Below are 20,149 nucleotides of genomic sequence, written 5' to 3'. Positions count from 1 at the left end.
GGTGGAGAGCCGGGGTACCAACCCGGAGCGGCGCGAGCGCGTGTTGCGCGCTGCTGCGGCCGCGATGGCTGAGCGAGGCTTCGCCGAGACGCGGATCGCCGACATCGCCGACCGCGCCGGGATGAGCCCCGGGCACGTGATGTACTACTTCTCCTCGAAGGAGGAGCTGCTCCTCGAGGCGCTTCGGTGGAGCGAGGACTCGCAGTTCTACGCGACCCTGGCCGCCGAGCTCGACCGCTCGTCCGACCCCCCCGCGCGGTTGGCCCGGTTCCTGGAGCTCTCGATGCCCGTGGGGGCGGGTGACGAGCAATGGACCCTGTGGCTAGAGCTCTGGGCGCGGGCGGTCCACGATCCGTCGATCGTCGCGCGTCTCGAGGAGCGCGACGCCCACTGGAACGCCGCGCTCGCGACGATCGTCCGGGAAGGGATCGGGGTCGGCGCGTTCCGCGAGGTCGACGTCGAGGGTTTCGTCGAGTGGGTCTCGATGCTCGTGACCGGCTACGCCGTGCAGATCACGGCGGGGATGCCCGGCTACCCACGGGCGCACGCGGTGTCGGTATGCTTGCGCGCCGCCTCGGAACGGCTGGGCGTGGCTCCCGGCGCCGCCGGAACCTAGCCGCCGAGCTGCCGGCCCATCACCTGGCGCCACTCCTCGTTGAAGTTGTAGAGGAAGCGGTCCTGGCGCGGGTAGACGCCCTGCTTGAACGCCCGCGAACCGACGCCGGTCTGTGCGCGCTCGACGATGCCCCAGTCCTGCTTGGAGATCAGGTCCCAGAACTCGACGACCGGCTCGGGCGTGAAGTTCGGGTCGGCGATCGTCTCGGGGCGGAACAGGAACTCGGACACGACCGTCGTGTGGTTGGGTCCGGTCGGATAGCCGATGTAGTACATCACGCAGTCCGGGTGCAGGTTCAGCATCAGGTTCGGGAACTCGTAGGAGCCGTAGTACATCTTGTAGTCGTCCTCGAGCAGGTCCGGCAGCTTGGGCAACGCGCTCTCGCCCGTCGCGGTGAAGCTGGTCGCGCCCTCCATCATCCAGTTGCCATCGTCGCGGGTCTCGCCATCCCACACTTCGCCGAAGCGGAACAGGGGAACCACCTGCACGAGCTCGGGGTGAACGGTGGGACAGTGGAGGCACTCGTTGTAGTTCTCGACGACGATCTTCCAGTTCGCTGCGACCTCGTAAACGATCCGCGCGCCGATCCGCAACTCCTCCATCTTGAAGCGCTCGAACGCGGTGATCGATTCGGCGCCGTGGGTGAGCGCGTCCATCAGCGGGCGCGGCTGCTCCGCGAGGCTGACCCACAGGAACCCCGCGTACTCCTCGACCGCGAAGCCGTGCAGCGGGTAGCGCGACCGGTCGAAGGATTCGTCCTCCTGCACGTTCGGCGTGCCGATCAGGTTCCCGTCGAGATCGTAGGTCCACGCGTGGTAGGGGCACTTGAAGGCCTTCTTGACCGCGCCGCACCCCTCGTCGAGGAACTTCGTCCCTCGGTGGCTGCACACGTTGTAGAAGCCGTGCAGGACTCCCTCGCGGTTGCGGGCGATAAAGATCGACTCGCCGGCGAGGTCGCGGACGAGGTAGTCGCCGGGGTTGGCGACCTCCTCGCTGCGGCCGAAGCAGACCCAGTCACCCCACCAGATCTTCTCGCGCTCGGCCTGCCAGATGTCCTCGCTCCGGTAGTCCTCGGCGCCGAGCGTGGGACGGGGGGTCCAGTCGTCCTCGTCGTAGCGGATCCGGTCGTCATGCTGGTCCAACATCCGGGTGCCTCCTCGTCCGTTCAGCTTGCCTGCTTCATCTCACGACGGTGCGCACGACGGTGCGTGCGACGGTGCGTGCGAGAACGCGCTCGGCAAGATTAGAACAGTCATTCTAAGTTCGTGCAGGATACACCGGCCGCCGGGGACCTGGGAAGGGGCGGCCGGCCCCGTTCACGTGCGGACCGAGGCGCCGTGACGGAGGCGATCCAGGATGCCGCAGGCGGCGACCCCGAGCGTGCTCATCGCGATCACGCCCATCGTCAGGCGCAGACCGCTGCTCTCGGCGAGCAGGCCCATGATCGGCGGTCCGATCACGAACCCCGTGTAGCCGACGGTGCTCATGCCAGCCACGGCGCTCGCCGGATCCTGGTCGGTCCGGTCCGCGAGTCCGAACGCGGCCGGCGCCGCGGCGGAGATGAAGAACCCGAGGATCAGGAACCCGATCGCCGCCACGAGCGGGCTCGAGGTGAGGGTCGCGATCACGCCTCCGACGAAGGCGCCGGCGCCGGACACGAGGATCGTGCGGTCGTAGCCGAGTCCGAAGAGCAGCTTGCCCGCGGTGAGCCTGCCCACGGCGATCGCGAGGCTGAAGGCGGCGAAGGCGGCCCCGGCGACGAACGCCGTCGATCCCAGGGTCTTGCGCACGTAGGTGCCCGACCACACGTCCATCGAGCCTTCGACGAAGAAGGCGAACATGATCACGAGGGCGGGGAGCAGCAACCTCGGAGCGCGGCGCAGGACGCCGAGCGAGAACCCGCTCTGCGCCGCGGCCGGGCGCGGGAGCCGGCGGAGCCGCGGTGAGGTGATCGTCCACGTCGCCGCCGCGACGAGTGCCAGCATCTCCACGAGCATGACCGTCGTGAACGACACGCCTGCTTCGATCGCCGCTCCGGCTCCGATCGCCCCCACGATGCCGCCCACGCTGTACGAGGCGTGCAACCATTGGAGGACCGGCCGGCGCTCGCGGGCCTCGACCCCCTGGGCGGCGATGTTCGAGAACACGTCGATCAGACCGTTGCCCACGCCGAGGACCACGAAGCCGGCCAGGAGGATCGGACCCGCGCCGATCGCGATCAGGGCGCCACCCCCTGCCATCGTTATGAGTCCGATCGCGATGGTCATCGCGAGCGGTCGCTGCTGGATCCGAGGGGTCAGCAGCGTCATCGTCGCGATCGAGACGACGGACAATCCCGAGAACAGCAACCCGAGGGCGCCCTCGCTCATGTGGTTCTCGCGGAGGAAATCGAGCTGGATGACCACCCAGACGCCCCAGTACATCCCGAACGCTGCGTAACCCGCCAGCAGCACGAGCACGCCCGAGGGACCACGACGGTTCGCCAGCGAGCTCGGGGTGACCGATCCGCCGGGGCTGTGTTGGGGTCCCAACTCGTCCATGGACGCGACAGCATGCCATGCCGGTCGGGGGTACCGACCGCCGAAGGGAATGGTATAGACTCCGCCAGTCATGGCTGGGGGAGAGGTCCAACTCGTCGACCTGGTGAAGCGCTTCGGCGACGTCGTCGCCGTCGACGGCGTCAACCTTCGGATGCCGACCGGGGAGTTCTTCTCGATGCTCGGCCCCTCCGGATGCGGCAAGACCACGACGCTCCGGATGATCGCGGGCTTCGAGCGACCGACCGAGGGGCAGATCCTGCTCGACGGCGTGGACGTGGGGCAGATCCCACCGCACAAGCGGAACGTGAACACGGTCTTCCAGAACTACGCGCTGTTCCCCCACCTCACGGTCGAGCAGAACGTGGCGTTCGGGTTGAAGTACCAGGACGCCTCGAAGGAGGAGACCAACCGGCGGGTCGGGGAGGCTCTCGAGCTCGTGCAGCTCGCCGGTTTCGGCGAGCGCCGGCCGACGCAGCTCTCGGGCGGCCAGCAGCAGCGCGTCGCGCTCGCTCGCGCGTTGATCCTCAACCCGTCGGTCCTGTTGCTCGACGAGCCGCTCGGGGCGCTCGACGCCAAGCTGCGCAAGGCCTTGCAGGTCGAGCTGAAGGCCCTCCAGGAAGAGGTCGGGATCACGTTCATCTACGTGACCCACGACCAGGAAGAGGCACTGACGATGTCGGACCGCATCGCGGTCATGTCGAACGGCCGGGTCGAGCAGATCGGCCCCCCGGCGGAGATCTACGAGCAGCCGGCGACCGCCTACGTCGCAGACTTCCTCGGCGTTTCGAACCTGATGGACGGCTCCGCCGAGGGCACCACGGGTCAGCGCTGCCGCGTCAAGCTCGGGGACGTCACCGTCGAGGCGGGCCAGGGCGACATCGACGCGACCGGGGCGGTCAAGCTGTGCATCCGTCCCGAGCGGGTCGACGTCGAACCTCAGGGGGCGGCCGGTGAGAACCGCCTGCCGGGTCTGGTCGAGCGCAAGGTCTACGTCGGTTCGGTGATCCACGGGCTCGTGACGCTCGCCGACGGGCAGAAGCTGCAGGCATGGGTCACCAACGACGGCTCGGAGGCCTTCCCGTACGAGGCGGGGACTCCCGTGTCGGTGCACTTCCCGCCCGAAGCGCTCCGCGTGCTGCAGGACGCCACTCCGGAGTCCGAGCTGCAAGCGGATCTGCAAGCGCGCACCGCCTGACCCGACCGCCGCATCTCCTGGGGGAGGCCCCCCTTGCGACTTCTCGGGATCGCTACAGCTCGAAGCGCGCGAAATCCTCGACCGCCGACCCACGCCGATCGCCCTCGCGCCGCCTGTTCACGCGACGCTGGACGAGCACGCCCAAGGTGATCGCGACCAGAGAACCCACGAGCATCAGCGTTGCGACGCCGTTCAAGGCCGGCGTAGGGCCGGCTCGGGCCGTTTGATAAATCAACACCGGCACGGTCGTCGAGTCTTGTCCGCCGAGCAGGTAGCTCGTGATCACGAAGTCGTCGATCGAGATCGCGAACACGATCATGGCCGAAGCGAAGATCGCGGGCGCCAGCAGCGGGAGCAGAACGCGGCGCAGGGCGCCGAAGGGCGAGGCGCCGAGGTCCATCGCGGCTTCCTCTTGCTCCCGACCGATCGTGAACAGCCGCCCGCGCACCACGATCACGACGTAGGAGATGGAGAACGTCACGTGTCCGAGGATCTGGGCGGGCGTTCCCATGCTCACGAAGTCGTACAGGTTGATGAAGACCAGGAACAGCGCGGTTCCCATGACCAGTTCCGGCGTCACGAGCGGGAACAGCATCAGGAAGTTCGCACTCCCCGATCCGCGCCCGCGCCAACGCGCCAGACCGAGCGCCAACGCGACGCCGATCGGTGTCGCGATCAGCATGTCGGCGAACGCGAGCTTCAGGGTCTGTGCCACGGCGCCGCGCAGGTCGGGGTCCGTGAAGACACCGAGGACCTCCTCACCGGTGGTGCCGAGCTCGCCGCCGGTCCACCACAACAACGACGGTCCCGTGAACGTGGATGTCGAGCGGTTCGAGTTGAACGAGATCAGCACCGCGATGACGACCGGCACGATCGACCAGAGCACGAATCCCCAGGTCAGGACGGCCAAGAACCGCGGTTTGCCCCACGGGTTCGCGAACCAGGTCCGGATCCGTCCGTGCTGGTCGAGGGGGGGTGCGGCCGCGCTCATGCTTCGTATTCCTTCGCCGCGCGGGTGGTGCTCCAGAGGTAGTAGCCCATGAACACGAGGAGCAGCGCCGACAGGATGATCACCATCGACGCTCCGCGGGCGTGTCCTGTGCGTGAGTGCAGCTGCTGGTCGATCAGGTTCGCGAACATGTTCGTCTTCGGGTTCCCCGACAGCAGGGTGTTCGTGTAGTAGTCGCCGAACATCGGGAGCAGGATGATCACGCCCGCGGCGAGGATCCCCTGTCGCGACAGGGGCAAGGTCACCCGGAAGAACGTCCGCCGCGGACTCGCGCCGAGGTCACGGGACGCTTCGAGCATGCTCGGACCGATCCGGTCGAGCGAGGCGTACAGCGGCAGGATGAAGAACGGGATGTAGCCGTACACCAGCCCGAGGATGACGGTCGACGGCCTCCCGTTCAGAAAGTTGATCGGCTGCCCGATCAGGCCCATCTGTTGCAGGAACCTGTTCACGATCCCGTTCTCTTCGAGCAGGTTCACCCACGCCAGCATGCGCATCAGGTAGCTGATCCAGAAGGGCGCGATCAGCGCGACCAGCAGCAAAGCCTTGGTTCTCCGCGCGTGACGCGAGATGTAGTACGCGACCGGGTAGCCGATCATCAGACACAGCGCCGCGGCCACCGCGACATACCCGAAGGTACGCAGCAGGACGACCTGGAGCGGACCCCCGCCGAAGATCTGGCTCGCCACGCTCTGGAACTCGGTCGGGTTCCACGCGATCGGGTTGTAGACCGGGACCGGGCTCAGGAAGATCGGATCCCGGCCCCCGAGCGCTACGGCGAACACCGTGTAGAAGGGTACGAGGAACAGGACGACCAGCCAGAGGAGACCGGGAGCGGAGAACGCCTTCCAGAACCAGGTGGGCAGGCCGACGCCTCGTGCTACGACCCTCGTCCGGCCCCTCCGCCGACGCTTCGACCCGTCCGGCTCCGGTGCGCCGTCTCCGCCCCCGGGCAGTCGGTCGAGCGCCGTTGCGGTGCGTGCGGTGTCGGTGGTCGATCGACCCACCTAGCTGCCTCCCACTCGGTGCCCCTCCATCGGCATCGTACCGATGGAGGGGGTGGCCCGCGCCGGGTCGATCAACTGTCGCCCTGCGAGGCGCCCGAGCTGATCTCCTCCCATGCCTCGAGCCAGAGCTGTTCGCCCTCGGCCGAGAGGGCCAGGTATCGGACGTTGTCCTTGAACTGTCCCTGCCCGACCACGGCATTGGCCACGCTCTCGTGCACGTACCCATCGGCGACCAGCGTGTCGGCCTCCATCGACTTCAGCGGCGGCTGGTAGCCGACCCAGCTGAAGTTCTCGAGCCCGTGCTTCGCATCGAGGCTGAAATCGAGGAACAGGTGGGCGAGGACCGGGTTGTTCGCCGTGGCGGGGATCGCCATGAGGTCGTTGCCGATCACCCCGCCACCTTCCTCCGGGAACCAGAAGGCGAGGTCTTCCGCGGTGACGTCGTTGCCCGTGTAGTACTGGGCACCGATCATATCTCCCGACCACGCCTGGTGGACGTCGAACACACCCTGCGGCAGCTTCGCGTAGGCGCCGTTGATCGAGAACCGCGCGTCGACGGTGTTCACCATCTCGATCAGATCATTCTTCGCCACGTCGATGTCGGCGGGATCCTCCGTGTTGACATCGGCGATGCCGTTCTTCAGCAGCGACATCGCGATCGCCTCGCGGAAGTCGTCGTAGACACCGACCTTCCCGGCGAACCTCTCGTCCCAGAGGATCTCGTACGGGTTCTCCATCGCGAAGACCTCGTCCGGGTCGATCGCGGTACGCAGGAACCCGACCCCCGTCGTATAGATCACGTACGGGACCGAGTAGCGCGATTCCTGGTCGTAGAAGGGGCTCTGGAGTTCGGCCCAGACGTTGTCGAAGGTGCCGACGTAGTCATGATTGATGGGCTGCAGCAGCTTGCCGGCCACGAGACGCCCGAGCTGATCGATCGTCGGGAAGAACACATCGGCGTCCAGGTCACCGGTGCGCAGCCGCTCGACGGCCTGCTCCATGTTGTAGAAGTTCGTGTACTCGACCTCGACGTCGTACATCGCACCGAACTCCTCGAGCTTCTTCTTCCAGTAGTAGTCGGTCCAGTTGAAGACCTTGAAGACCGTGTCGGTCTCCGGCTCCAGGTTCGAGGCGATCGCCGGGTTGTCGTCGTAGATCGGCATCGTGACGGGGTCGTCCGGTGACGGCGTGAGGTTGAAGCCGACGCCGGTGTCCGAGGTGGTCGTGGTGTCGTCGCCGCCCTGGCAGGCGGCGAGGATCGCCGCGGCACTGGGGAGCGCGATGCCGGCAGCCGCGGCGCGCCGAAGGAACTCGCGACGGCTGATGGAGCTCGATCGGTCTCGTGGGTGACGCAGCATCGGCCCTCCTTGCGATGCCAGGCGAGCCACCTCCGGGACCGCCCCGGGGTCTGACTCGCGGTTCAGGCGGGTGAGTACCATAGTCCGACCGGACTACGCAAGCCTTCCACCGCGTCGACCGGGCGTGACCGTATGTTGAGAGATACGTCGCCGAGGGTCGTCGTGGTTGGGGCCGGTTTCGCCGGGCTCTCGGCCGCGCGTGCTCTGCAGGACCGGGGAGTCGCGACGACCGTGCTGGACGCGCGATTCGAGCCGGGGGGCAGGGTTCGATCGTCCCGCCTGCCGAACGGGTCGGTGATCGAGCTCGGGGGCGAGTGGATCATGCCCGGCGACGCCGAGATCCGGACCCTGTGCGATCGGTTCGGTCTCGCCTTGGCGCCCACCCGAACGGACTACCGGCGACGGACGCCCGCCGGGCCTGGGGCGCCGTCCCTCGCGGCGTTCGAGTCCGCCGTCGCCTCCGCCGCGACCCGTCTCGCGACGCTGGATGTGGGCACGGTGGACGCGGCTTCGATCGCCGACTTCCTCGACGGGATCGATACGGATCCCGGCGCGGTCGCGACGCTGCGCATGCGGCTGCAGGGAACCTGCGCGGTGGACCTGGCGCGGGTCCCGCTCGCGAGCCTCGAACCGGGCGACCTCTCGCTCGATCGTGCCGAGTACCTCCGCTGCGAGGAGGGCAACCAGTCCGTCGCCGTCGCGATCGCCGATTCCTTGGCCGATGTGCGCCTGCGCCACCGCGTCACGCGGGTCCGGCAGGAGGAGGGCTCGGTGCGGGTGTTCGCCGAGCGGGCCGACGGCCGGGAGGTGACGGTGTCCGGGACGGCGGCCGTGATCGCGGTGCCGGTCACGATCGTCCCGGAGATCGCGTTCGAACCACCCCTGCCCGTCGGAGTCTCGGCGGCGCTGCGCGAGCGTCCGATGGGGGTCGCCGCCAAGCTCGCGGTGGCGATCGAACCGGGAGCGCGTCCCCGGTCCGTCCAGAGCGCGCGGATCCCGATGTGGTGCTGGATCGCCGCGGGTGCCGACGGCCGAACCCGGCCGACGCTGACCTCGTTCTGCGGCTCCCCCGCGGCGGTGCGGGCCCTGAAGGTCGCGGGGGGTGATCCGACCGTGTGGCTCGAGCGCCTGCGCGAACTGGTTCCCGACGTTGCGCTCGAGGGCCGCGCGCGGCTGCAGGTGTGGGCCGACGAGCCCTTCGCTCGCGGCGCGTACTCGGCCCTCGACGCTCCGGGACGGGATCGGTTGCCCCTGCTGCAGGAGCGATGGGGATCGGTCGCGTTCGCCGGGGAGCATGTCGCCGACCCAGATCATGTGGGAACGATGGAGGGGGCGCTGCGCTCCGGTCGTCACGCCGCGCAGCTGCTCATCGAGCTGCTGGTCTGAGCTGCCTGGCGGTTCGTTGGTTCACGCGGGTAGCGTGGACCTTCCGGGTAGGGAGGTCCTCGAACGGTGCGCAAGTGGATGATCGGAGTGGCCGGCCTCGCGGCGGTCGGTGCGGCGGTTGCCGCGCTCCTCGCGTTCCGTGGGGGACCGGACGCCTACGCGACCCTGCGACAGACGGGCGTCCAGGAGCTGCCGGGGTCCCTCGGCTTCGAGCTCCGCCCCCCGCCGGACGGATTCGTGCCTGCGATCGATCCCGAGGCCGCTCGGACCCAGGGCACCTACGGCGACCGCGCACGTCGCACCGCGGTGCTGTCGCTGGCCACGGTCCACGACCGGTTCGAGGGGACGGATGCCACGGCGTGGGTGGTCCTTACCCGGGGGATCTGTATCTCCGATTTCAAGGGCGAGCTGGTTCAGGCGAGCCGCCACCCGAACCGCCAGGGCATCTGCGACGACCGGAACCTGTGGTTCGAGATGATCGACGCGACGACAGGCGACAGCGTGCTGCGCACCCGCGGCTACGACCCGGACGTGACCTTCGCGCTCGCCCGGGCCGGATCGACGATCTGACCGCGGCGGGTCAGGTCGCTGCGACCACGCGCTGCCACGCTCGCAACCACGTCCCGTCGGCCGAGGGCGCCGGCCGCACGAGGAACCGTCCCTGCTCCAACTCGCGCTGGGTCAGCACGCCGCAATGCAGCAGGTGATCGGGCAGCATCCCGGTCCACGGCGAACCGGGCGACGAGAGCGATGCTCGGTCGAGCGCGGCGACGGGCGGTTGGTATCCGTTCCAGGAGTAATTCTCGATCGCGACGCGCTCGTCGAGCAGGTGATCGAGGAACGCGTGCGCGAGGACGGGGTTGCGGCCTTGGATGAGCACGGCCGTGAGATCGATGCCGACGACGCCTCCGGTCATCGGCCACCAGTAGCCCAAACGGTCCGCGGCCCGCGGCCCGCCGCGGCCGTGGCGAACGGCCGAGACCACGTCGCCCGACCACGCCTGCGCCGCGGCGAGGCGCCCCGCCGGAACGTCCCTGTAGGCCGCGTCGGTTGCCAGACGCGCGTCCAGACCTCCGACCGCATCGACGAGCGAGGACGCTGCCCGTTCGATCTCGACGTCGCTCGCGCGCATCGGATCGTCGAGGCCGTCGCGCAGCAGCGACAGGGCGATCGCCTCGCGGTACTGGTCGTAGAAGGCCGTCGCCCCGGCGTACCGCTCGTTCCACAACAGGTCGAACCCGGCCGTCGGAGGAGCGTCGACGTCGCGGACGAGGTCGCGGTTGTAGGCGATCCCGCTCGAATACACCGTGTATGGCACGGTGAAGCGCTGCCCGGCGTCGTAGAAGGGACGCGAGGACCCGCGGAACCAGGGCCACAGGTTCGCCACGTTCGGCAGGTAGGCGTGGTTGAGGGGCCGGAGCATCCCCGATAGGACCAGGTCGGGCAGCGCGTCGATCGTGGGGAAGAATACGTCGAAGGACGCCCCCGGGCGGCGGAGCCGGGCGATCGCCTCCTCCATCGTGGTGAAGCTCTCCACGTGGACGTCGACGCCGTAGCGCGCGTGGCGGCGGGCGAACGACTCGAGCACATCGTCGTAGAGGTAGTCGCGCCACTGGTACACGCGCAGAGTGGCGCCGCGCTCGGGGGTGAGCCCGCCGGGGATCGGCGCCGCGCGTTCGTCGATCGGCCACACGCTCGGCCTTCCGGGATCGAGCAGCACGCCGGTCGTCGGACCCGCGGGCCCGGAGGCGGCAGTCTTGCGGCAGCCGGCGACCAGACCGGCTGTCGCGATCCCGGCGGTCGCCGCCAGCGAAGCGTGCAGGAACGTCCGGCGGTCGATGCGGGTGCGCGCGCGGTCGTGTCGGGGCGGCATCCGTCCATCCTGGGCCACGGTCCCGCCCTTCGGCAATGCACGCGCGGATGCTCCTTCGGGTCGATCGGCCGGCGCGAGGAGCCCGCGTCGGGCATGGATCGGTGCCCTGACCTGCTCTTGTATGATGCGGCGGCCCGGTTCCCGCGCGCAGGTGGGGACCGTCACGCGGTGAGGAGTGAGAGCATCAGCACCCCCGAGAACACCGGCCCCGTCCTGCTCGTCGAGAACATCGGTCCCGTTCGCCGGCTGACGATGAACCGACCGAAAGCGTTGAATGCGCTCAATGGCACCTTGCTCGGCGCGATGCAGCAGGCGCTCGCGTCGGCGGCGGACGACGACACGGTTCGCGTCTTGGTCCTTCGCGGGGAGGGCCGAGCGTTCTGCTCCGGCTACGACCTCAACGAGGACGCGAACGCCGGCACGAAGGACTCCGCCGGCTGGTACGAGGAGTTGAAGCATTCGGCCGACGACATGCTCGCGTTCTTCGACCATCCCAAGCCGGTGATCGCCCAGGTGCACTCCTACTGCCTCGCAGGCGGTTGCGACCTGATGATGGTGTGCGACCTGTGTGTGGCGTCGGATGACGCGCGGTTCGGCGAGCCGGAGATCCGGTTCGGGTCCGGCGTCGTCACGATGGTGATGCCGTGGGTGATCGGTTCCCGCAAGTCGAAGGAGCTGCTGTTCACCGGCGAGGACCGCATCTCGGCGGAGGAGGCGAAGGCGATCGGGCTCGTGAACCGCGTGGTGCCGCGCGAGAACCTCGACGACGCGACACTCGAACTCGCGAACGAGATCGCGAAGAACGATCCGTTCGCGATCTCACTCCAGAAGAAGGCGATCAACAAGATGTGGGAGGTGCAGGGGTTCCGCGAGGCGATCGATGCGAACGTCGCGCTCGACACCCTGATCGAGACGGCGGACCTCCCCGAGCGCGAGGAGTTCCGCTCGATCACGCTCGAGAAGGGACTGAAGGAAGCGATCGCCTGGCGCGACGCGCGCTTCCGCGAGCAGCACGGCGGCGGTGACGCGTGAAGCCGTCGAAGCTCGAGCCGCTGCTCGCACCGAGATCGATCGCGATCGTCGGTGCCTCGGAGTCGCCGGACTCGTGGGCGCCGGAGATCTTCCGGAGCCTGCAGCACGTCGGGTTCTCCGGGGAGATCCTCCCGGTGAACCCTAAATACGAACAGGTGTGGGGACGGCGCTGCTACGCCTCGGCCGGAGACCTGCCGAAGGGCGTGGATCTGCTCGTGTGCGTCGTTCCCGCGAAGGTCGCGGTGCGCGCGGTCGACGAGGCGGGTGCAGCAGGCGTGCGCTCGGCGATGGTGGTGTCGTCTGGATTCGCCGAGGCGGGGGACGAAGGTCGCGAGCTCCAGCGCCAGCTCCAGGAGGTGGCCGCGAACCACAAGATGCCGGTCCTCGGGCCGAACGTCGAAGGGTTCATCAACTACGTCGATCGCGTTGCCGCGTACGGCACGACGCCGCCACCCGATCCGATCCCGGGCTCGATCAGTGTGCTCTCCCAGTCGGGAACGGTCGCGTGGACGATGAACCAGATCGCCTCGGACCGCGGGGTCGGCCTACGGATCATCCTCGGCGTCGGGAACGAGGCGGTGCTCGGGCTCGGCGACATGTTCGAGTGGGCCGCCGACGATCCGCACACGAGCGTTGTCACGACCTACATCGAGACGATGCGCGACGTCGAGGGGATCGAGCGCGGCCTGCGCGCCCTCGCCGACGCGAGGAAGCCGATCCTCGTGTGCGCTCCGGGTGGCAAGAGCGAGGCCGCCCGGCGGTCGATCGTCGCACACACGGGCGCCCTCGCCGGCGATACGGACCTGCGCGACGCGTGGCTCCGCGGGCTTGGTGCGACGCTGGTCGCCGACCCGGTCGAGATGTTCGAGGCCGCCCTGTTGCTCAGCTACCACCGCAAGCTCACGACGACCGGCGTCTCGGCTGCGCTGCAGTCCGGCGGGGCCTGCACACTCTACGCGGAGGCGGCCGGTGCGGCCGGGCTCGACCTTCCGGAGTTCGAGAAGGCGACGGCGAAGAAGCTACGCGCGACCCTTCCGTCGTTCGCGAACCTCAACAACCCGCTCGACGTGACCGGACAGGCCGCGGTCGAGACCCACATGTTCGTCGGCGCCCTCGAGGCGCTCGCCAACGATCCGAACGTCGGCTTCGTCGCGTTCGACGCGTTCCCTCCCCGGCTCGAGGGTGAGGACAGCTGGGCCGAACCGGTGCTCCAACGGGTGCGCGAGCTGCAGAAGGAGACGAAGACCGTGTTCGCATCGGTGGCGATGAGCCCGCTGTCGTACCCGAAGGCCGCGAAGATCTTCGTGGACGACGCGCAGATCCCGTTCCTGCAGGGACATCGTGCCGCCGCCGGTGCGATCAAGGCACTCGTCGACCTGCAGTCGGCGAAGGAGCGTCGTGTGCCCGATCTCGAGGCGCACCCGGCGCGGACGAAGGCGATGCGGCTGCTGCGTGGACTCGAGGGCGCGCTCGACGAGGAACAGGGGGCGGCGTTGCTCGAGCTCTACGGGGTGAAGCGGCCGAAGGAGCACGTCGTCACGACCCCGGAGCAGGCAGCCAAGGCGGCGCGGGCGATCGGGGGCCAGGTCGCCGTGAAGGCGCTCGCGCCGGAGATCCCGCACAAGGCGAAGCTCGGTGGCGTCCGGCTCGGGCTGAAGGATCCGACCGAGGTGGCGGAGGCGGCCGGGGAGGTCCTCACGGCGGCGGAACGCGCGGGCGCCAAGGCTCCGAAGGTGATCGTGCAGCAGATGGTGCGTGGCCACGAGGTGCTGGTCGGCGCGGTGATCGACGAGCGTTTCGGTGCGTGCATCACGATGCGTCCCGGCGGGGGGCGGGCCGAGATGGGCGAGGCCGTGTTCGTCCCGGCGCCGCTCTCGCCCAAGCAAGCGCAACGCTACGTGGACGAACAAGCATCCCGGTGTGGGCTCGACGCCGAGGAGCACGATCTGAAGGCCGTCGCGAAGGCCGTAGAAGCGATCGCGCGTGCCGCCCACGATCTGCGCGGCCGGCTGACCTCCCTCGAGGCGAACCCGCTCCTGGTGGGGGCGCGTGGGGCCGTGGCGGTGGACGCGCTCGCGGAGGCGCGCGCCCCCGAGTGATCCCGACACGGTGCGGCGGCCGGTAGGCGGCCACGGCAGATGTTCTTCGGGCTGCTCGCCGCACTCGGATGGGGCGTCTCCGACCTCTCTGCCGCGATCGCCTCGCGCCGGATGGGCAGCCGTCCGGTCACCGTCATCGCCCAGCTGACCGGCGTCGCCGGGTTCCTCCTGCTCTTCGCGGTGCTCTCCCCGCCGTGGGACCTCCCCGCAGGCGGCACGCTCGTGTTGTTCGGGACGGGGTTGTGCGCGGGGGTCGCCTATTTCGGCCTCTACCGCGGGCTGGAGCTGGGGCCGATCGCCCTCGTCTCGCCGATCGCCTCGGCTTTCGGCGTCGTCACGGTGCTCCTCGCGGTGACCGTCCTCGGAGAGTCGCTGGGCGGGCTCGAGATCGCCGGGATCGTGGCCACGTTGGTCGGGGTCGTGCTGACCTCGACCGACATCCGGCGTCTCGGCGTCGCGGAAGCCGGGAGCCGCCGAGGGATCCCGTACGCCGTGGCGGCGATGATCGGGTTCGGGGTCGGCGCCTTCGCGACGGGCGGCTACGCGCAGGACTACGGCGTGTTCCCGCCGACGATCGTGTCGCGGATCGGCTCGCTCGTGCTGATCGCGGTCGTCCTGACGGTGCGGCGCCGGGCGACCCCCGTCGTCGAGCACGGCGTGGTCGACGAGATGCTGGCCTCCGAGGCTCCCGGGCGGGATCGATCGCGCGCGGAGCGGATCCTCGCGCCATCGGGGACGACGCGCCGCAACGTGGTGCTCGCGATCGCCGTCGGGATCGCCGACGTGTTCGGCATCTGGGCGTACGCCCGCGGCAGCGAGCTGGGGCTCGTATCGATCACGGCGGCCGTGTCGGCAACCTTCACATTGATCCCGGTCCTCGGCGGCGTGACCCTGTTCCGGGAGCGCCCCGCGCCGAACCAGTACGCGGGCATCGGGCTCGTGGTCGTCGGGCTCATCCTGCTCGGTATCGGTGGCGCGTGATGCGCAACCGGCCGGTCCCGCGCTCGCCGGCCCTCCTGTAGCATCGCCCGCGTTCGGCCTCCGGCGCCGGGCGTCGGAACGCTCCGAGGCGTCGGAGACATGCATCACCGGAAGGGGCGCAGGTGACTGCGACGCAGTACGACTTCGTGATCGTGGGCGGCGGCTCGGCGGGGAGCGCGCTCGGGAACCGACTGAGCGCCGACGCCTCGAACCGGGTGTTGGTGCTCGAAGCGGGCCGGCCCGACTATCTCTGGGACGTCTTCATCCATATGCCCGCGGCGCTCACGTTCCCGATCGGGAGCCGGTTCTACGACTGGAAGTACGAGTCCGAGCCCGAGCCACGCATGAACGGGCGCCGGATCTACCACGCGCGGGGGAAGGTTCTCGGCGGCTCGAGCAGCATCAACGGCATGATCTTCCAGCGCGGGAACCCGTTGGACTATCAGCGGTGGGCCGCGGATCCGGGGATGGAGACATGGGACTACGCGCACTGCCTGCCGTACTTCAAGCGGATGGAGTCCTGCCTCGCGGCCGAGCTCGAGGATCCGTTCCGCGGCCACGCGGGCCCGCTCGCGCTCGAGCGCGGTCCGGCGACGAGCCCCCTGTTCGGGGCGTTCTTCGAGGCCGTGCAGCAGGCGGGGTATCCCCTGACCGAGGACGTCAACGGCTACCGCCAGGAGGGGTTCGCGCCCTTCGACCGGAACGTGCACCATGGCCGTCGTCTCTCGGCCGCACGCGCCTACCTCCACCCGGTCCGGCATCGTCCCAACCTCGAGGTCAGCACCCGTGCGTTCGTCACACGGATCCTGTTCGAGGGGTCGCGTGCCGTCGGCGTCGAATACGTCCACGGGTTGGGGACCTCGCCGAAGCGGGTTCGCGCCGGGGAGGTCGTGCTGTGCGGAGGGGCGATCAACTCGCCACAGCTGCTGCAGTTGTCGGGGATCGGCGCAGCGGACGAGCTCGGCGCGCTCGGGGTCGACATGGTCGCGGACCTGCCGGGCGTCGGGGAGAACCTTCAGGACCACCTCGAGGTCTACATCCAGCACGCCTGTACCCAGCCGGTGTCGGTCGCACCGGGTCTGAAGTGGCGCAACCGCCCGTGGATCGGGTTCCAGTGGCTCGTGTTCCGCTCGGGTCTCGGCGCGACGAACCACTTCGAGGCCGGAGGGTTCGTACGGAGCAACGACGAGGTGGCCTACCCAAACCTGATGTTCCACTTCCTCCCGGTCGCGGTTCGCTACGACGGGTCGGCTCCCGCCGGGGACCACGGCTACCAGGTGCACATCGGCCCGATGTACTCCGATGCGCGGGGGACGGTGAAGATCACCAGCCGTGATCCGTGGACGCATCCGGCGCTCCGGTTCAACTACCTGTCGACCGACCAGGATCGCCGCGAGTGGGTCGAGGCGATCGACGTCGCGCGCGACATCCTGGGCCGCCCGGCGTTCGCTCCGTTCGACGGCGGCGAGCTGTCGCCGGGGCCGGCGGTCGAGACCGACGAGCAGATCCTCGAGTGGGTGGCGCGGGAGGGCGAGACGGCGTTGCACCCTTCGTGCACGGCGAAGATGGGAACCGACGAGCTCGCCGTCGTCGATCCGCTGACGATGCGGGTTCGGGGCACCGAGGGTCTGTCGGTGGTCGACGCCTCGGTGATGCCCTACGTCACGAACGGCAACATCTACGCCCCCGTGATGATGGTCGCGGAGAAGGCCGCCGACCTGCTGCTCGGCAACACACCCCTTCCCCCGGAGGAGGTCGGGTTCTACCGGCATCAGCAGGCCTCGTGACTGGCCGCGGCGTCCGGTTGACGAGTGCGCGGATGGTTGCGATGACCGCAACCCCTGCCTTGCGCACGGGAGGAGGTGCTCCCAGTATCTTCGACCAGGGTGTCTAGCGGGAACGAACGGACCGATCCCCCTGCCGACCTGATGCTGTCGTGTCGTGACGTGTGGAAGGTCTACGGTCCGAAGGCCGAACGGATCATCGGCTCGCCGGACGCGAACCTCGCCCGCGCCGAACTGCTGGAGAAGACCGGCTGTGTCGCCGCCGTCCGGGACGTCTCGTTCGACGTCGGGACCGGCGAGGTCTTCGTCGTGATGGGGCTGTCGGGCTCCGGGAAGTCCACGCTCGTGCGATGCATCTCACGGCTGATCGAGCCGACCGCCGGCAGCGTGGCGATCGACGGCGACGACATCCTGCAGCTGAGCGCAGATCGTCTGCGGGAGCTCCGCCGGACGAGGGTCAGCATGGTGTTCCAGCACTTCGGTCTGTTCCCGCACCGGCGGATCGTCGACAACGCCGCGTTCGGCCTCGAGGTGCAAGGGGTGGACAAAGACGCCCGCACCGCGCGCGCGAACGAGGTTCTCGAGGTGGTCGGACTCGGAGGCTGGGGCGAGTCCTACCCCGACGAGCTCTCCGGTGGGATGCAGCAGCGCGTCGGGCTCGCCCGAGCGCTCGCGACCGATCCGGAGATCATGCTGTTCGACGAGCCGTTCAGTGCCCTGGATCCGCTGATCCGCCGCGACATGCAGGAGGAGGTGATCCGCCTGCAGCGCGAGCTCCGCAAGACGATGGTCTTCATCACCCACGACCTGATGGAGGCGCTGAAGCTCGGCGACCGGATCGCGATCATGAAAGACGGCGGGTTCGTCCAGGTCGGAACCCCCGAGGAGGTCGTGTCCGCTCCCGCCGACGACTACGTTGCCGACTTCGTCCGCGACGTTCCGCGCGCCCACGTGCTCACGGCCCGTTCGATCATGGTGGCGCCGCCGTCAACGGACGGACGCCGCTACGGACCGGATGTCGCACCCACGACCGTCGTGCAGGAGCTGCTGCCGCTCGTCGTCGACGAAGACCTCACGCTGCGCGTGGTCGAGGACGAGCGGGTGCTCGGCATCGTGGATCGGTCGCGGGTGCTCGGCGCGATGGTCGAGGAGCGCTAGCGGATGGCGATCGCTCCGCCGCGGACGCCGTCCCCCGTGGTGGGCGAGGTCGCGCCGGCGGTGTTCCATCGAGCGGCGAGCCCCTGGCCGCGTCGCATCGCTTGGGCGGTGGTCGCCGTCGTGGTCGCGGTGATCGGGCTCGTATGGCTGCGCGCGGGGTTCCCCGAGTCGTTGGTGATCGACGTCACCGCTCCACTGGATGCGTTCCGCGACTGGACGGTGGAGAACTCCCGCACCAGCCCGTTGTTCACGCTGTTCCTGACGCCGATCTCGGACGCGGTCGAGGCGGCGATCGACAGCACGGTGGCCGCGTTGGAGCGGATGACCTGGCTCGGCCTCGTGGTCGGGGCGGGAGCGCTCGCGGGGGTGCTCGCGGGCTGGAAGATGGCGCTGCTCGCCGGCCTCGGCGTCGCGAGCTTCGGGCTGCTCGGCGTGTGGGAGGCGAGCCTCGAGACGCTCGCCCTGATCATCGTGTCGGTCTCACTCGCCGTACTGGTCGGGATCCCGTTGGGGATCTGGGCGGGGCGGCGTCCCCGCGTCGAGCGGGCCCTCCGGCCGATCCTCGACGCGATGCAGACGATTCCCGCCTACTCCTACCTGTTGCCGTTCGTGCTGCTGTTCGGGGTCGGGGCCCCGCCGGCGTTGCTCGCCACGCTCGCGTTCGCCCTGCCGCCCGCGATCCGGCTGACCGCGCTCGGGATCCGCAACGTTCCGGAGACCTCGCTCGAGGTGGCCGATTCCTTCGGTGCGACCGAACGGCAGAAGCTGCGGTCGGTGCAGATCCCGATGGCCAAGCCCTCGATCATGCTCGGGGTGAACCAGACGATCATGATGGCGCTCGGCCTCGTCGTGATCGCCGCGTTCATCGGCGCCGGGGGACTCGGTCAGGCGGTGATCGAGGGTCTCCAGGACTTCAACGTCGGGGAGGCGCTCAACGGCGGGATCGCGATCGTCGTGATGGCGATCGTGCTCGATCGCGTGACGACCGCCTGGAGCGACCGGGATCGCCGCACGACGCCCCCCCTGCGGATCGGCGGACTCGTGGTGACCCGGCGGATGCAAGTGGTGGCAGCGGTCGTGGTGACCGTCGCGGCGGTGCTGATCGGCCGGGAGGTGCTCCGCCAGCAGGTGTTCCCCGAGGCGCTCGAGACCTCGGTCGCCACGCCGGCGAACGCGATCGTCGAGTGGTCCCAGACCAACCTTGCCGGGGTCACGGGCGCGATCAACGACTTCCTCATCATCTACGTCCTCGATCCGCTGGAGGCGCTGTTCGTCGGCGTCCCGTGGTGGATGGTCGCGGGTGCGTTCGCCCTGCTCGCGTGGCGGGTGTCCGGGATCAAGCTCGCGATCGGGTGCTTCGCGTGCATCGCCGCGCTCGGGTTCCTCGGGATGTGGGATCTGTCGATGGGGACCCTTACCCAGGTGCTCGTCGCGGTCGCGATCACCGCGGCGTTCGCGATCCCGCTCGGCATCCTCGCCGCGCGCAGCGACCGGTTCGAGCGGTGGTCACGGCCCGTGCTCGACGCGATGCAGACGATGCCCGCATTCGTCTACCTGGTGCCGGTGCTGCTCCTCTTCGAGCCCGGACGCGTCCCGGCGATCATCGCGTCGCTGATCTACGCGCTGCCCGTGGGCGTGCGGCTGACCAACCTCGGGATCCGCCAGGTTCCGGCCGAGATCACCGAGGCCGGTCGCTCGTACGGTGCGACCTCGAAGCAGATGCTCGCGAAGGTCGAACTGCCGCTCGCGCGACCGACGATCCTGCTCGGGATCAACCAGACGATCATGATGGTCCTGTCCGTCGTGATCATCGCCGGGCTGATCGGCGCGGCCGGGCTGGGACAAGAGGTGGTGTTCGCGCTCGGCAAGCAGCAGATCGGCCGCGGGGTGGTCGCCGGTACGTGCATCCTGCTGCTGGCGATCGTGCTCGATCGCATCACGCAGGCGATGGGATCGGCGCCGCGCACCCTGCGCGGGCCGGTCGGGGAGATGGGGTTCGCGCCGTGGACCAAGCTGCGCGCGATCGTGGGCGGAGCGAACGGAGCGAACGGATCGGGCGGATCGGGCGGATCGGGCGATCAGAGCTCGAGATGACTCGAATGGCGTACCAG

At 69.1% G+C, this 20,149-nt stretch carries 16 protein-coding genes; 10 read left to right on the top strand and 6 right to left on the bottom strand.

The window, feature by feature from the left end; all coding sequences use genetic code 11:
* Position 1 precedes the first annotated feature (1 nt).
* Entirely contained in the window at positions 2 to 616 is a 615-nt protein-coding gene (locus WEF05_01700) for a TetR/AcrR family transcriptional regulator (protein MEX1100614.1), read from the top strand.
* Here WEF05_01700 and WEF05_01695 read toward each other — a convergent pair.
* Complete coding sequence (locus tag WEF05_01695) at positions 613 to 1,761, bottom strand: aromatic ring-hydroxylating dioxygenase subunit alpha (GenBank protein ID MEX1100613.1); 1,149 nt, start codon at positions 1,759 to 1,761, stop codon at positions 613 to 615. The genes WEF05_01700 and WEF05_01695 overlap by 4 nt on opposite strands.
* Positions 1,762 to 1,932: 171 nt before the next feature.
* A complete protein-coding gene (locus tag WEF05_01690; protein MEX1100612.1) occupies positions 1,933 to 3,156 on the bottom strand; it encodes an MFS transporter in 1,224 nt (407 codons plus the stop codon).
* Positions 3,157 to 3,226: 70 nt separating this feature from the next.
* Between WEF05_01690 and WEF05_01685 the strand changes: the two genes are divergently transcribed.
* Positions 3,227 to 4,351 carry an ABC transporter ATP-binding protein gene (locus WEF05_01685; protein ID MEX1100611.1) on the top strand — a complete coding sequence of 375 codons (1,125 nt, stop codon included), beginning with the start codon at positions 3,227 to 3,229 and terminating at the stop codon, positions 4,349 to 4,351.
* Between the two features lie 52 nt (positions 4,352 to 4,403).
* Here the strand turns inward: WEF05_01685 and WEF05_01680 are convergent, their stop codons facing one another.
* The 3 genes from WEF05_01680 to WEF05_01670 all read right to left on the bottom strand — a co-directional run bounded on the left by WEF05_01680 (position 4,404) and on the right by WEF05_01670 (position 7,725).
* The gene (locus WEF05_01680) at positions 4,404 to 5,342 is read right to left on the bottom strand and encodes an ABC transporter permease (GenBank protein ID MEX1100610.1); all 939 of its coding nucleotides are present in this window, start codon (positions 5,340 to 5,342) and stop codon (positions 4,404 to 4,406) included.
* Positions 5,339 to 6,367, bottom strand: coding sequence for an ABC transporter permease (locus tag WEF05_01675; GenBank protein MEX1100609.1), 1,029 nt, complete (start codon positions 6,365 to 6,367; stop codon positions 5,339 to 5,341). Before WEF05_01675 ends, WEF05_01680 begins: the two co-directional genes overlap by 4 nt.
* A gap of 71 nt (positions 6,368 to 6,438) precedes the next feature.
* Complete coding sequence (locus WEF05_01670; protein ID MEX1100608.1) at positions 6,439 to 7,725, bottom strand: spermidine/putrescine ABC transporter substrate-binding protein; 1,287 nt, start codon at positions 7,723 to 7,725, stop codon at positions 6,439 to 6,441.
* Positions 7,726 to 7,887: 162 nt separating this feature from the next.
* On the opposite strand from WEF05_01670, the gene WEF05_01665 reads away from it, so the two are divergent.
* Together WEF05_01665 and WEF05_01660 are read left to right on the top strand one after the other, a co-directional pair.
* Positions 7,888 to 9,111, top strand: coding sequence for an NAD(P)/FAD-dependent oxidoreductase (locus WEF05_01665; GenBank protein MEX1100607.1), 1,224 nt, complete (start codon positions 7,888 to 7,890; stop codon positions 9,109 to 9,111).
* Positions 9,112 to 9,189: 78 nt separating this feature from the next.
* Positions 9,190 to 9,681 carry a hypothetical protein gene (locus WEF05_01660; protein MEX1100606.1) on the top strand — a complete coding sequence of 164 codons (492 nt, stop codon included), beginning with the start codon at positions 9,190 to 9,192 and terminating at the stop codon, positions 9,679 to 9,681.
* Positions 9,682 to 9,691: 10 nt separating this feature from the next.
* Here WEF05_01660 and WEF05_01655 read toward each other — a convergent pair whose 3' ends face one another.
* On the bottom strand, positions 9,692 to 10,984 hold the full coding sequence (locus tag WEF05_01655; protein MEX1100605.1) for a spermidine/putrescine ABC transporter substrate-binding protein: 1,293 nt from the start codon (positions 10,982 to 10,984) through the stop codon (positions 9,692 to 9,694).
* Between the two features lie 168 nt (positions 10,985 to 11,152).
* Between WEF05_01655 and WEF05_01650 the strand changes: the two genes are divergently transcribed.
* The 6 genes from WEF05_01650 (at position 11,153) to WEF05_01625 (ending at position 20,132) form a co-directional block, all read left to right on the top strand.
* The gene (locus tag WEF05_01650; GenBank protein ID MEX1100604.1) at positions 11,153 to 12,016 is read left to right on the top strand and encodes an enoyl-CoA hydratase-related protein; all 864 of its coding nucleotides are present in this window, start codon (positions 11,153 to 11,155) and stop codon (positions 12,014 to 12,016) included.
* Positions 12,013 to 14,115, top strand: a complete 2,103-nt coding sequence (locus tag WEF05_01645) for an acetate--CoA ligase family protein (protein MEX1100603.1) — start codon at positions 12,013 to 12,015, stop codon at positions 14,113 to 14,115. The genes WEF05_01650 and WEF05_01645 overlap by 4 nt, the downstream gene beginning before the upstream one ends.
* Before the next feature lie 39 nt (positions 14,116 to 14,154).
* Positions 14,155 to 15,096: an EamA family transporter gene (locus WEF05_01640; protein MEX1100602.1), complete on the top strand. Its 942-nt coding sequence runs from the start codon at positions 14,155 to 14,157 to the stop codon at positions 15,094 to 15,096.
* Positions 15,097 to 15,218: 122 nt separating this feature from the next.
* Complete coding sequence (betA, locus tag WEF05_01635; protein MEX1100601.1) at positions 15,219 to 16,883, top strand: choline dehydrogenase; 1,665 nt, start codon at positions 15,219 to 15,221, stop codon at positions 16,881 to 16,883.
* A gap of 141 nt (positions 16,884 to 17,024) precedes the next feature.
* The gene (locus WEF05_01630; GenBank protein ID MEX1100600.1) at positions 17,025 to 18,038 is read left to right on the top strand and encodes a glycine betaine/L-proline ABC transporter ATP-binding protein; all 1,014 of its coding nucleotides are present in this window, start codon (positions 17,025 to 17,027) and stop codon (positions 18,036 to 18,038) included.
* A 3-nt stretch (positions 18,039 to 18,041) separates the two neighbouring features.
* Positions 18,042 to 20,132 (top strand): ABC transporter permease subunit, encoded by a 2,091-nt coding sequence (locus WEF05_01625; GenBank protein ID MEX1100599.1) that lies wholly within the window; start codon positions 18,042 to 18,044, stop codon positions 20,130 to 20,132.
* Positions 20,133 to 20,149 lie beyond the last annotated feature (17 nt).

Source organism: Actinomycetota bacterium, assembly GCA_040881665.1.
Taxonomy (GTDB): domain Bacteria; phylum Actinomycetota; class UBA4738; order UBA4738; family HRBIN12; genus JBBDWR01.
Note: the sequence above shows the minus strand (reverse complement) of the source record. Positions and strands in the feature narration are given on the sequence as shown.

Excerpts from the sequence above, each read along its gene's own strand:
- WEF05_01695 (MEX1100613.1), bottom strand. The coding sequence starts at position 1,761 with ATGTTGGACCAGCATGACGACCGGATCCGCTACGACGAGGACGACTGG.
- WEF05_01670 (MEX1100608.1), bottom strand. The coding sequence starts at position 7,725 with ATGCTGCGTCACCCACGAGACCGATCGAGCTCCATCAGCCGTCGCGAG.
- WEF05_01685 (MEX1100611.1), top strand. The coding sequence starts at position 3,227 with ATGGCTGGGGGAGAGGTCCAACTCGTCGACCTGGTGAAGCGCTTCGGC.
- WEF05_01640 (MEX1100602.1), top strand. The coding sequence starts at position 14,155 with ATGTTCTTCGGGCTGCTCGCCGCACTCGGATGGGGCGTCTCCGACCTC.
- WEF05_01660 (MEX1100606.1), top strand. The coding sequence starts at position 9,190 with ATGATCGGAGTGGCCGGCCTCGCGGCGGTCGGTGCGGCGGTTGCCGCG.
- WEF05_01680 (MEX1100610.1), bottom strand. The coding sequence starts at position 5,342 with ATGAGCGCGGCCGCACCCCCCCTCGACCAGCACGGACGGATCCGGACC.
- WEF05_01690 (MEX1100612.1), bottom strand. The coding sequence starts at position 3,156 with ATGGACGAGTTGGGACCCCAACACAGCCCCGGCGGATCGGTCACCCCG.
- WEF05_01630 (MEX1100600.1), top strand. The coding sequence starts at position 17,025 with ATGCTGTCGTGTCGTGACGTGTGGAAGGTCTACGGTCCGAAGGCCGAA.
- WEF05_01625 (MEX1100599.1), top strand. The coding sequence starts at position 18,042 with ATGGCGATCGCTCCGCCGCGGACGCCGTCCCCCGTGGTGGGCGAGGTC.
- WEF05_01655 (MEX1100605.1), bottom strand. The coding sequence starts at position 10,984 with ATGCCGCCCCGACACGACCGCGCGCGCACCCGCATCGACCGCCGGACG.